The sequence below is a fragment of the Pseudomonas sp. H3_E07 genome, assembly GCF_054668895.1.
On record NZ_CP162795.1, the window covers coordinates 5,987,758 to 5,999,550 of the forward strand.

Sequence of the window (11,793 nt, forward strand, 5' to 3'; positions counted from 1 at the left end):
TCGTGCCTGGACATATGTCCTTCTGACCCTGCGATGTAGTGGGTCCGGGGGCTGGATTCGAACCAGCGCCCACCCGGTTAAGAGCCGAGTGTTCTACCGCTGAACTACCCCGGAACAGAGCGCACATTGTCTACTCGCAACGAAACGAATGTGAAGACTGAAAACGTTGCCGCTCGTGACGCATACAAAGATTACTCCCGTTCGAAAATATTGGTGTAACTTCTCCCCAACCGTAAACCCGCACTCCATACCCTCCAATGCTGAAACGTCATCATCCCGCGCGCTCCTGCATGTTAATCTCGCACCACCACGAATAGACATTGATCGTCACAAGACGATGACCAGAACCAGGAAAGCCCATGCCAAAGATTTCTCACTCAGCCCTGCGCCGCAAATTCCGTGAATTGCTTGCCACCCCAACCTGCGTTGAAACCGCTTCCGTCTTTGACCCGATGTCGGCGCGGATCGCCGCGGACCTGGGTTTTGAAGTCGGCATCCTCGGTGGCTCCGTTGCGTCGTTGCAGGTATTGGCCGCGCCCGATTTTGCGCTGATCACCCTGAGTGAGTTCGTTGAGCAAGCCACCCGTATCGGCCGTGTCGCCCAACTGCCTTTCATTGCCGATGCCGACCACGGTTACGGTAACGCGCTGAACGTGATGCGCACCGTCGAAGAACTTGAGCGTGCCGGTGTGGCCGCGTTAACGATTGAAGACACGTTGCTGCCTGCGCAATTCGGCCGCAAGTCGACTGACCTGATCTCTATTGAAGAAGGCATCGGCAAGGTCCGCGCCGCGCTGGAAGCCCGTGTTGATCCGCAGTTGTCGATCATTGCCCGGACCAATGCCGGCGTGTTGCCGACCGAAGCTGTGATCGAGCGCACCCTGGCGTATCAGCAAGCCGGCGCCGATGGAATTTGCATGGTCGGTGTGGCGGATTTCGAGCATTTGGAGAAGATCGCGGAGAACCTGACGGTGCCGCTGATGCTGGTGACTTATGGCAATCCCAAGCTCAATGATGCCAAGCGCCTGGCGAGCCTCGGCGTACGCGTGGTGGTTGCCGGTCACGGTGCTTACTTTGCGGCGATCAAGGCGACTTACGACAGCCTGCGAGCCCAGCGCCAGTTGACCCACAGCACCGATAACCTCAGTGCCACCGAGCTGACGCACACCTATACCTTGCCGGAAAGCTACGTGGCATGGGCTGAAGAATTCATGGATGTAAAAGAGTAAAGCGCCCCGCTCCGCTTTCCTTATACAAACCAGTTCCAATCAGCCGCCCACGCAAAAAAATCCGCCGCAGACTCTGCGGCGGCAACCAAAGGATTTTGTCGAAGCAGAGCGGCTAAGACAGCCCCCACGCTACACCCGCAGGCGATTAAAAAGAGTGAAGTTTAATTAATCGAGTTTCATCCGGTCCCCCGCTGCAGGCCGCGCAGACTGTGCTTAGAATCAAGCTCGGCAGCCACGCCGAACACAATAAAAAACCCTAACAGCTCACCTGCAAACATCTGCCCATACACCTTTATGCGCCAGCCAATAAGTGCAGTGTTTCTGCGCGCGCGCTCATTATTCCGGGGGAGTCACAACATGATTAAACAGTCGAGCCTGTTAGCACTGGCGGTGTGTGCCGGTATCAGTCAGATGGCGTTTGCCGAATCGGTCACCGACCAGGCGGACTCCAAGGGGTTTATCGAGGGCAGCAGCGTCACCGGGTTGTTGCGCAACTACTACATGAATCGCAATCGCGAAGGCGGACGGGCCGATAACATCGACTGGACCCAGGGCGCGATGCTCAACTACGCCTCGGGTTTCACCCAGGGCACCATCGGCTTCGGCGTTGACGCCTACGCCTATGGCGGGTTGAAACTTGACGCCACCCACGCGGACGCCGGCACCGGCAACCTGCCGACCGACCGGCATGGCGACCCCGAAGACGCCTACGGCTCCGTGGGCGCGGCGGTGAAGATCAAAGTCTCCAAGACCCAGCTCAAATTCGGCGACATGCAGCCCACCGCCCCGGTCTTCGCCACCGGCGGCACGCGCCTGTTGCCGCAGACCGCTACCGGTTTCGACCTGACCAGCAGCGAAATCGCCGGGCTGGACCTGGAAGCCGGGCACTTCACCAGCACCAACAGTGGCATGACCAGCAACCATGATCACGATATCTACGCGACCTACGCCAATATCGCGGCCAACAGTGCAAGTTTCCTCGGGGGCAAGTACACCTTCAGCCCATCCCTCAGCGCAACGGTGTATGCCGGTGAGTTGGAAGACATCTGGCGCCAGTACTATACCAACCTCAACTACGTGGTCTCGCTGGCCCATGACCAGTCACTCGCGCTGGACGGCAACCTCTACCGCACCCTCGACACCGGCAGCGCTAAGGCCGGGGCGATCAACAACACCACCTACTCGTTGGCGGCGGCGTACTCGTTCCTGCAGGCGCATACGCTGACGCTGTCGTTCCAGAAAGTGCATGGCGACACACCGTTTGACTACATCGGCACCGGCAACAACGGCGCGGGCGAAGGCGGCGACTCGGTCTACCTGGCCAACTCGGTGCAATGGGGGGACTTCAACGGGCCGGGCGAACAGTCCTGGGGGATCCGTTATGACCTGAACATGGCCAGTTATGGCGTGCCGGGACTGAGTTTCATGGGGCGCTATATCAACGGTTCGGATATCAATGGCACCCACACGCCGGATCACAGCGCCTATGCGGGCGACTACGGTGACGACGGCGCGCACCACGAAACGGACCTGGAGGCCAAGTACGTGATCCAGAGTGGTCCGGCGAAAAACCTGTCGTTGCGCGTGCGTGATGCGATCGTGGCAGCAAACGCCGACCAGCGCGATGGCGACCTGAACGAGCTGCGGCTGATCGTCGACTATCCGTTTACCCTGCTATAGGTAGGCACGCGCTTGCTCGCGAATAACCTCAAGGATAACGCGTACATCCTGAATCTACGCGTTGCCCGGGCGTTTTTCGCGAGCATGCTCGCGCCTCCCATTGGGGGGCGTTAACCCACCCAACCCACTGCGGTCTTGGGAATGACTTCCGACTCATCCAGCTTCGACGCGAACATGCTCACCGCCTCCACGGCGTCACTGGTGCTGGTGCGAATCTGCAGGATCACCGAACCCGCCTGATCAGCCAGGCTGACGCCGCGTTGCGCGCCTTCCTGGGTGGCGTTCATGCTGGTCACTGCGTCACGGGTTTCCGAGAGGATCATGCCGATCATTTCGGCAATTTCCGCCGTCGAGCGGCTGGTCCGCCCGGCCAGTTGCCGGACTTCATCGGCCACCACCGCAAAGCCTCGCCCCTGATCCCCCGCGCGCGCCGCCTCGATCGCCGCATTGAGGGCCAACAAGTTGGTCTGGTCGGCGATCCCGCGAATGGTGTTGACGATGGCAGTGATCTGCTCGGAACGATCGCCCAGTTGCCCCACCAGCCGCGCAGAGGCGCCGATGTTGTCGGCGATGCGGCGCATTTCGCTGGCAGTCTCCTGGATCACCTGGGTGCCATGTTCGGCAAAGCGCTCGGTCTCGGAGGAGATATGGTAAGCCCGCGACGCACCTCGGGAGTCTTCTTCGAACTTTTCCACGCGCTCGGTGATGTCGCTGGCGAACTTGACGATCTTGGTCAGCTTGCCGTCGCCGTCATATACCGGGTTGTAGCTGGCTTCCAGCCATACCACACGCCCCTGCTTGCCCAGGCGCTTGAATTGACCAGCGAAGAATTCGCCGCTGTTCAAGCGACGCCAGAAGTCAGTGTATTCATGGCTATTGATCAGCGCCGGTTCGCAAAACAGCCGGTGATGTTTGCCTTTGATTTCCGCCAAGGTGTAACCCATCACATTGAGGAAATTCACGTTGGCGTCCAGCACTTGGCCATTCAAATCGAATTCAATCACCGCCATTGCCCGGTCCAGCGCCGTGAGTTTGCTGCGGGTGGCCGCTTCTTGCTCGACCTTGCTGGTCACGTCCAGCGCGTACTTGACCACTTTTAACACCTGGCCGCGCTCATCCAGCACCGGGTTGTAACTGGCTTCCAACCAGATGGTGTTGCCGTTGCTATCCACACGTTTGAAGGTACCCGAGACAAACTTGCCCGCCTTCAAATCACTCCAGAACTGGCTGTAGGCCGGGCTGCTGGTCAGTGCTGGCGGGCAAAAGTCACGGTGGGATTTACCCGTCAACTGACTGGCGTTGTAGCCCAGGGTGTTGAGGAAGTTGTCGTTGGCCCGCAGCACCCTGCCGTTCAGGTCGAATTCGACCACGGCCATGGAGCGTTCCAGTGCGGCGATCAGTCCTTTGAACTCGGTGACTTCGGCCGTCCTGGCCGACAGTGCTGTCTTGAGTGCTGTGTTGAACATGGACTTACCCTCAACCGTGCGGAGAACCCTGTGTCTCTACTTGCTATCGGCTCGGAAATCCGCGACTTTACGCGCGCTGGAGGGATTATTTTCTGGCGTCAACTACTCGTTTGATCAGCGCTTTGCATCGAGCAAGGCCAGGCGTTCGCGCATGCCCGAACTCGCCGCCGGGCCGGCCTGCAACATGCACTGGTCAAGTGGTACCTGCTGCCCATCCGCACGGGCCAACATTGGCTGTACTGGCGTGCCCGTCGCACGCTCCACCAACTCCACGCTGGTGCCCTCCTCGGCGTAATGCCGGTTACCCCAGGCTACCAGCGACATCAGCACCATGCGGAAATCCTCGCCCTTGGCCGTCGGCACATATTCATAGCGCGGCGGCCTTTCACTGTAGGCCTGGCGCTCCAACATGCCGGCCTCTACCAGGGCGTTCAGGCGGCGCGTAAGCATATTGGGCGCGATGCCCAGGCTGCGGGAAAACTCATCGAAACGGCGCAGGCCCTGCAGTGCGTCGCGCATGATCAGGATGCTCCACCACTCCCCTACCCGCTCAAGGCTGCGGGCGATGGGACATTCGTCGCGGGTAAGGGACTTGCGTTGCATGGGCGGGATTCCTTTGAGCGGTGCCTATTTGCGTGACGCCATGTTACTTTCATGATGATAGTGACGTCCATAGGGTCTGTTCCCTCAACGCAACCGGAGTCGATTGATCATGAATAAACGCATCGTTGTGACAGGAATGGGCGCGCTGACGCCGCTCGGTGCTGACGTGGAGTCAACCTGGCAACGCCTGCTGGCCGGGCAGTCGGGCATTCGCCGGCTACCGGAAGAACTGATCGGAGACCTGGCCGTGAGCATCGGTGGCCAGGTACAAAGCGTGCAGCAGGATCCAGAAGCCGGCTTCGACCCCGATCGACTGCTGGCAGCCAAGGAACAGCGCAAGATGGACCGCTTTATCCTGTTCGCCCTGGCGGCGGCGGATGAAGCCTTGAAGCAGGCCGGATGGGCGCCAGTGACGCCCGAAGCGCAGGAACGTACTGCCACCATCATCGCTTCGGGTGTCGGCGGCTTCCCGGCAATTGCCGATGCGGTACGCACCACCGATAGCAAAGGCCCACGGCGGTTGTCGCCGTTCACCATCCCCTCCTTCCTGAGCAACATGGCCGCCGGGCATGTGTCGATCAACTATGGGTTGAAAGGCCCGCTGGGCGCACCGGTGACCGCCTGTGCGGCAGGTGTGCAGGCGATTGGCGACGCGGCACGGATGATTCGTGCCGGTGAAGTCGATGTGGCGGTATGTGGCGGCGCCGAAGCGGCAATTCATCGGGTCAGCCTGGCCGGCTTTGCGGCGGCACGGGCATTGTCCAGCGACTTCAATGAAACACCCGAGCTGGCTTCGCGGCCATTCGACCAGGCACGTGACGGTTTTGTCATGGGCGAAGGCGCCGGCATGCTCGTCATCGAGGAACTCGAACACGCCCTGGCACGTGGCGCACAGCCGATTGCGGAGTTGGTGGGCTACGGCACCAGTGCCGACGCCTATCACATGACGGCCGGCCCGGAAGATGGCGACGGTGCGCGACGCGCCATGCTGCAGGCCTTGCGCCAGGCTGGAATCGATGCAACCCAGGTGCAGTACTTGAATGCTCACGCCACCTCCACTCCGGTGGGCGACAAAGGCGAACTGGCGGCGATCAACACGGTGTTCGGCGCCAAAGGCAGTCCGGCCATCAGCTCGACCAAATCCGCCACCGGTCACCTGTTGGGGGCTGCGGGCGGAATTGAAGCCATTTTCACCGTGCTTGCCCTGCGCGACCAGGTTGCCCCGGTCACCCTCAACCTGCAAAACCCCGACCCACTTGCGGATGGCCTGGATATGGTGCGCGGTGCAGCCCGCCCGATGCCGATCGAATACGCGCTGTCCAACGGCTTCGGCTTCGGCGGCGTGAATGCCAGCGTGTTGTTCCGCCGCTGGGCGTAGTTTGCCCCTGTCGTCAATTTCGGGGACCATGGGCGCCTTTCTGAACCTGCCAACCAGAGGCGCCCATGGCCAACCACGACCTGCACTACACCCCGGACCCCGATGCCGACTCGATTTCCTCCGACGTGATCGGCTTCAATGGCATCCTGGTGTCCACCCAGATCCCGACCCGTGCTGATGGCAGCCTGGAGCTGGGCGATATCACCCAGCAAAGCGAATGCACCCTGCAAGCCTTGAAAGTCGCCCTGGAAAAGGCCGGCAGCTCGATGGACCGGGTGATGCACCTGACCATTTATCTGACGGATATGGCCGATCGCGCGGCCTTCAACGAGGTCTACAAACGCTTCTTTGCCAAGCCCTGGCCCGTGCGCGCGGCCGTTGGCGTTGCCGCTTTGGCCGTAGAAGGCATGCGCGTGGAAGTGACTGCGATGGCCGCTCAGGCCTGAGTGGGTGCCGGTCAGGCATTTCACAGCTACAATGCCCGCCTCAACCGTGACAAGCCTGACTAAAAAAACTATGTCCTTGCCCAAGCATCACCTGGAATTACTCAGCCCTGCCCGCGATGTCGCCATCGCGCGCGAGGCGATCCTGCATGGCGCCGACGCCGTGTACATTGGCGGCCCGAGCTTCGGCGCGCGCCATAACGCCTGTAACGACGTGAGCGATATCGCGTCCCTGGTAGAATTCGCGCGCCGGTACCACGCACGCGTGTTCACCACGATCAACACCATCTTGCATGACAACGAACTGGAACCGGCGCGCAAGCTGATCCATCAGCTCTATGACGCCGGCGTCGATGCGTTGATCGTGCAAGACCTTGGCGTGATGGAGCTGGACATTCCGCCCATCGAGCTGCACGCCAGTACCCAGACCGACATTCGCACCCTGGGCCGCGCCAAGTTTCTCGACCAGGCCGGTTTCTCGCAGTTGGTCTTGGCCCGTGAGCTGAACCTGCAGGAAATCCGCGCCATCGCCGACGAAACCGATGCCGCCATCGAGTTTTTCATCCACGGCGCCTTGTGCGTGGCGTTCTCCGGGCAGTGCAACATCTCCCACGCGCAGAACGGCCGTAGTGCCAACCGTGGAGATTGCTCCCAGGCCTGCCGTTTGCCGTACACCTTGAAAGATGATCAGGGCCGTGTCGTGGCCTTTGAAAAGCACCTGCTGTCGATGAAAGACAACAACCAGAGCGCCAACCTGCGCGCCTTGGTCGAAGCCGGCGTGCGCTCATTCAAGATCGAAGGTCGCTATAAGGACATGGGCTATGTGAAGAACATCACCGCCTACTACCGTCAGCGCCTCGACGAGATCCTTGAAGACCGCCCGGACCTGGCTCGCGCTTCCAGCGGCCGTACCGCGCACTTCTTCCTGCCCGATCCGGAAAAGACCTTCCACCGTGGCAGCACCGACTATTTCGTCACTGACCGCAAGATCGACATCGGCGCCTTCGACACCCCGACGTTCACCGGCCTGCCGGTGGGTGTGGTGGAAAAAGCCGGCAAGCGTGACCTGCAAGTGGTCACCCATGAGCCGCTGTCCAATGGCGACGGCCTCAACGTGCTGGTCAAGCGTGAAGTGGTGGGTTTCCGCGCCAACATCGCCGAGCCTAAGGGCGAGTTCGAGGAAGACGGCGAGAAACGCTATCGCTACCGCGTCGAACCGAATGAAATGCCGGCCGGCCTGCATCAACTGCGCCCGAATCATCCGCTGAACCGCAACCTCGACCACAACTGGCAACAGGCGCTGTTGAAGACCTCGTCCGAACGCCGCATCGGCCTGACGTGGGTGGCTCGCCTGCGTGAAGAGCAGCTGGACGTGACTGCCACCAGTGAAGAAGGCATCAGCGCCAGCGTCACCCTGCCCGGCCCGTTCGGCGTGGCCAACAAGCCGGAGCAGGCGCTGGATACCTTGCGCGACCTGCTCGGCCAACTGGGCACCACCGAATACCACGCGACCGATATCCAGCTGGATGCGCCGCAAGCGTTCTTCATCCCCAACTCACAGCTCAAAGCCTTGCGCCGCGAAGTGATCGAAGCGCTGACCGCTGCCCGTGTTGCCGCACATCCACGCGGTGGACGCAAAGCCGAAACCACCCCGCCGCCGGTCTACCCGGATGCGCACCTGTCGTTCCTGGCCAACGTCTACAACCAGAAAGCCCGCGACTTCTACCACCGTCATGGGGTGAAGCTGATCGACGCCGCGTTCGAAGCCCATGAGGAAACCGGCGAAGTACCGGTGATGATCACCAAGCACTGCCTGCGCTTCTCGTTCAACCTGTGCCCTAAACAGGCGAAGGGTGTCACGGGCGTGAAGACCAAGGTCGCGCCGATGCAGTTGATCCACGGCGATGAAGTGCTGACCCTGAAGTTCGACTGCAAACCGTGCGAGATGCACGTGGTGGGCAAGATCAAGGGGCATATCCTGGGCTTGCCGCAACCGGGCAGCGCGGTGGAGCACTTCAACCCGGAAAACATCATTTTCCAGGGTACGCACTGACCGTCTGCGAGCGGGGCCACCACCAGCCCCGCTGCAACCCCGCAGCCGCCAGCAGAATCGCCGCCACACCCAACCATTGCAGCCAGCCCAGGCGATGCCCGAAGGCGATCCAATCGACGAAGATCGCCGCAATCGGGTAGATGAACGACAGCGCACCGGTAATTGCCGTGGGCAGTTTCTGGATCGCGCCGTACAGCAGCACGTACATCAAACCGGTGTGCACCACGCCGAGTGTCACCAATGCCGCCCAGGCGTTGGTAGTGGCTGGCAAACTGTTCCAAGGCACCATTGGCGCGAGCAGCAGCGCGCCGGTGGTCACCTGGATCAACGCCATCAAATGCGGTGGCACTTCTTTCAAACGCTTGATGATCAGCGCCGCAATGGCATAGAGAAACGCCGCACCCAGCGCCAAGGCGATGCCGGCCAGGTAATCGTCGCCGGTCTGTTGGTCGCCATGGGCCGTGACAATCGCCAGCATCCCCAAAAACGCAATACTCAGCCACGCCAGTTTCTGCACGGTGATCTTTTCTCCGAGGAACACTGCCGCCAGCATCACCAACATGAACGGCTGGACGTTGTACACCGCTGTGCTGATGGCAATGGAGGCACGGGAATAGGATTCGAACAGCAGCAACCAATTGCCAACAATCGCCACGCCACTGAGCATCGCCAGGCCGAGCTTGGCCCCGTTCAGCAGGTCCAGGCGCAAATAACCCAGCAGCGCGCACACCAGCAAGAGCGTCAGCCCACCGATCACGCAGCGCCAGAACACCACTTCGATCACCGACACGCCAGAGACCAGTACAAACCAGCCAATGGTGCCCGAGATGAGCATGGCGGCGATCATTTCCCACGAACCACGACGGATGGATGTGTCCATGATTGAAGCTCCTCAAGTGAGGCTCAATTATGGCAATCTGTTCGGGAGCGGCTCCAGCGCCTAAAAAAGGCCAAACCACTGGATTGCCTTTACTTATTAGGTGGAAACCATGATTGACACCATCGACCAGCAACTCATCGCCGCTTTGATGGACGACTCACGCCTGTCCCTCAAGACCCTGGCCGGCATTACCGGGCTGTCCTCGCCGAGTGTCAGCGAACGCCTGCGCCGTCTTGAAGAGCGCGGCGTGCTAACCCACTACACCGTCGACATCGACCCCAAGCACTTCGGCTACCTGCTGCAAGCCATCGTGCGCATCCGCCCCCTGCCCGGCAAACTGCATGAGGTGGAACGGCAGATCCAGGCGATCCCCGAATTCACCGAGTGCGACAAAGTGACCGGCGATGATTGCTTCATCGCACGGCTGCATGTGCGCACCATGGATCATCTGGACAACCTGCTCGACAAGCTGAATGCCTATGCCGAAACCAACACCGCGATCGTCAAGAAAACCCCGGTGAAACGGCGTTTGCCGCCGCTGTCGGATGAGTGATCGTGAGTCATCAGCGCGATGCCTGACACGGCTGCGTGGCCTGTTCGTGCAGTGCTTTTGCCGCTCCCAGTAAACCCTGAAACAGGCGATAACGCGCTGCCAGTACTGCCTGCTGTGCGGGATCCGGCCTATACCGGGCCTTCACCGGCATTCCCGCTTGCAACAACGCGTCCCCTTCCCCGATCGACAGGAAGCCCAGTTTCGCCGCCCCGATGCAGGCGCTCAATTCACTGCCGTGCAACGTGTATATCTCCCGCTGGAGGATGTTGGCCAGCAACTGCGCCCAGTATTCGCTGCGCGCCCCGCCGCCCACCAAGGCGCAGGCATCAACGTTGGCACCGGCCGATTGCACGGCGCGCAGCGCATCCAGCAAACCGAAACCCACCCCTTCCATCACCGCATAACCGAGCATAGCGGGTGTGCAGTCATGGCCCAGGCCCATGAATCCGCCGCGCAGCAGCGGATCGTTGTGCGGCGTGCGTTCGCCGGCGAGGTACGGCAGAAACAGCGGGGTACTGAGGGGCACTGCCTGCTCAATCGGCAATTGCGCCTGCACCTGGTCCAACAAGGTCTGTTCATCCGGCATCCCCGTCAGCCGCGTGACCCAACGCAGGCAACTGGCCCCGGCCAGCATGGCGCCCATGGTGTACCAACGGTCAGGCAGTGCATGGCAAAAGCTGTGTACCGCGCTGGCCGGGTTGCCGGCAGCGTGGTCGGTGATGGCGACGATGGCCGCGCTGGTGCCGAGGGTGATAAAGGCGTCCCCTGCCTTGATCGCACCGATACCGACAGCCGCGACCGGGTTGTCACCGCCGCCGCCGGCAATCACGACGGAGGAAGACAAACCCAGCCCGTCCGCCGTCAACACCGCGCTCGCGGCACCGCCCTCGACCAACCTGGGCATCTGCGCAGGCGACAGCCCCGTCGCGCGCAACATCGGGACGAACCACTCACGCCGTGCCACATCCAGCCACAATGTGCCGGCGGCATCCGACATCTCGCTGATGCGCTCGCCACTCAAACGCAAGCGCAGGTAGTCCTTGGGTGACAGCACACAATCGATGGCCTTGAACACCTGCGGCTCATGCTGTTTCAGCCACAACAGTTTCGGCGCTGTCAGCCCCGCCATGGGCAGGCTGCCGGTGACGTCGGCAAACGCCGTTCCCAACCGTTCAGCCTCGGCGACCGCACGCGAGTCATCCCACAGGATCGCCGGATACAACACGCGATTATCCGCCCCCAGCAACACCGCGCCATGCATCTGCCCAGACAGGCCGATACAGGCCACACGGGCAAATGCCTCATGCGTGCGCAACTGGGCCAGCGCCTGCAAACACGCCTGCCACCAATCCTGCGGGTCTTGCTCGGACCAGCCGCTATGACGCCGCGACACGCTCAGGCGCACGCCGGCATGGGCCAGGACTGAACCGTCGAGGTCCATGAGGATCGCTTTGAGTTCCGAGGTGCCGAGGTCGATGCCGAGGGAAACAGGGTTGCTCATACGGAGG

10 protein-coding genes, 1 tRNA gene and 1 pseudogene are annotated in these 11,793 nt (G+C 61.2%); 6 read left to right on the forward strand and 6 right to left on the reverse strand.

Annotated features, from left to right (window positions below):
* Positions 1 to 39: 39 nt before the first annotated feature.
* Positions 40 to 114 (reverse strand) — tRNA-Lys (locus AB4O08_RS27720).
* Positions 115 to 359: 245 nt separating this feature from the next.
* Here AB4O08_RS27720 and AB4O08_RS27725 point away from each other — a divergent pair.
* Together AB4O08_RS27725 and AB4O08_RS27730 are read left to right on the forward strand one after the other, a co-directional pair.
* Complete coding sequence (locus tag AB4O08_RS27725) at positions 360 to 1,229, forward strand: isocitrate lyase/PEP mutase family protein (protein ID WP_010210455.1); 870 nt, start codon at positions 360 to 362, stop codon at positions 1,227 to 1,229.
* A gap of 357 nt (positions 1,230 to 1,586) precedes the next feature.
* Positions 1,587 to 2,909 carry an OprD family porin gene (locus AB4O08_RS27730; protein WP_460114593.1) on the forward strand — a complete coding sequence of 441 codons (1,323 nt, stop codon included), beginning with the start codon at positions 1,587 to 1,589 and terminating at the stop codon, positions 2,907 to 2,909.
* Positions 2,910 to 3,019: 110 nt separating this feature from the next.
* Here the strand turns inward: AB4O08_RS27730 and AB4O08_RS27735 are convergent, their stop codons facing one another.
* From AB4O08_RS27735 to AB4O08_RS27745, 3 genes and pseudogenes are all read right to left on the reverse strand, one after another.
* Positions 3,020 to 3,604, reverse strand: a complete 585-nt coding sequence (locus tag AB4O08_RS27735; RefSeq protein WP_370737450.1) for a methyl-accepting chemotaxis protein — start codon at positions 3,602 to 3,604, stop codon at positions 3,020 to 3,022.
* Positions 3,605 to 3,655: 51 nt separating this feature from the next.
* A pseudogene (locus AB4O08_RS27740) lies at positions 3,656 to 4,375 on the reverse strand (PAS domain-containing protein); the annotation flags it as partial.
* Positions 4,376 to 4,489: 114 nt separating this feature from the next.
* Positions 4,490 to 4,978: a winged helix-turn-helix transcriptional regulator gene (locus AB4O08_RS27745; RefSeq protein ID WP_010210461.1), complete on the reverse strand. Its 489-nt coding sequence runs from the start codon at positions 4,976 to 4,978 to the stop codon at positions 4,490 to 4,492.
* A 109-nt stretch (positions 4,979 to 5,087) separates the two neighbouring features.
* Here AB4O08_RS27745 and fabF point away from each other — a divergent pair, with 109 nt between their 5' ends.
* The 3 genes from fabF (at position 5,088) to AB4O08_RS27760 (ending at position 8,852) form a co-directional block, all read left to right on the forward strand.
* Positions 5,088 to 6,356 carry a beta-ketoacyl-ACP synthase II gene (fabF, locus tag AB4O08_RS27750; protein ID WP_460114594.1) on the forward strand — a complete coding sequence of 423 codons (1,269 nt, stop codon included), beginning with the start codon at positions 5,088 to 5,090 and terminating at the stop codon, positions 6,354 to 6,356.
* A gap of 65 nt (positions 6,357 to 6,421) precedes the next feature.
* The gene (locus AB4O08_RS27755; protein ID WP_034105287.1) at positions 6,422 to 6,802 is read left to right on the forward strand and encodes a RidA family protein; all 381 of its coding nucleotides are present in this window, start codon (positions 6,422 to 6,424) and stop codon (positions 6,800 to 6,802) included.
* Between the two features lie 70 nt (positions 6,803 to 6,872).
* Positions 6,873 to 8,852, forward strand: coding sequence for a peptidase U32 family protein (locus AB4O08_RS27760; protein ID WP_021493154.1), 1,980 nt, complete (start codon positions 6,873 to 6,875; stop codon positions 8,850 to 8,852).
* Here the strand turns inward: AB4O08_RS27760 and AB4O08_RS27765 are convergent.
* Positions 8,830 to 9,732, reverse strand: coding sequence for a DMT family transporter (locus AB4O08_RS27765; protein WP_010210466.1), 903 nt, complete (start codon positions 9,730 to 9,732; stop codon positions 8,830 to 8,832). The genes AB4O08_RS27760 and AB4O08_RS27765 overlap by 23 nt on opposite strands.
* 109 nt (positions 9,733 to 9,841) lie before the next feature.
* Between AB4O08_RS27765 and AB4O08_RS27770 the strand changes: the two genes are divergently transcribed.
* Entirely contained in the window at positions 9,842 to 10,285 is a 444-nt protein-coding gene (locus AB4O08_RS27770; RefSeq protein WP_010210467.1) for an Lrp/AsnC family transcriptional regulator, read from the forward strand.
* Positions 10,286 to 10,295: 10 nt separating this feature from the next.
* On the opposite strand, the gene xylB is transcribed toward AB4O08_RS27770, so the two are convergent.
* Entirely contained in the window at positions 10,296 to 11,786 is a 1,491-nt protein-coding gene (gene xylB / locus AB4O08_RS27775; RefSeq protein WP_044287196.1) for a xylulokinase, read from the reverse strand.
* Positions 11,787 to 11,793: the final 7 nt, after the last annotated feature.

Coding starts and splice junctions, on each gene's coding strand:
- AB4O08_RS27725 (WP_010210455.1), top strand. CDS start 360: ATGCCAAAGATTTCTCACTCAGCCCTGCGCCGCAAATTCCGTGAATTG.
- AB4O08_RS27730 (WP_460114593.1), top strand. CDS start 1,587: ATGATTAAACAGTCGAGCCTGTTAGCACTGGCGGTGTGTGCCGGTATC.
- AB4O08_RS27745 (WP_010210461.1), bottom strand. CDS start 4,978: ATGCAACGCAAGTCCCTTACCCGCGACGAATGTCCCATCGCCCGCAGC.
- fabF (WP_460114594.1), top strand. CDS start 5,088: ATGAATAAACGCATCGTTGTGACAGGAATGGGCGCGCTGACGCCGCTC.
- AB4O08_RS27755 (WP_034105287.1), top strand. CDS start 6,422: ATGGCCAACCACGACCTGCACTACACCCCGGACCCCGATGCCGACTCG.
- AB4O08_RS27760 (WP_021493154.1), top strand. CDS start 6,873: ATGTCCTTGCCCAAGCATCACCTGGAATTACTCAGCCCTGCCCGCGAT.
- AB4O08_RS27765 (WP_010210466.1), bottom strand. CDS start 9,732: ATGGACACATCCATCCGTCGTGGTTCGTGGGAAATGATCGCCGCCATG.
- AB4O08_RS27770 (WP_010210467.1), top strand. CDS start 9,842: ATGATTGACACCATCGACCAGCAACTCATCGCCGCTTTGATGGACGAC.
- xylB (WP_044287196.1), bottom strand. CDS start 11,786: ATGAGCAACCCTGTTTCCCTCGGCATCGACCTCGGCACCTCGGAACTC.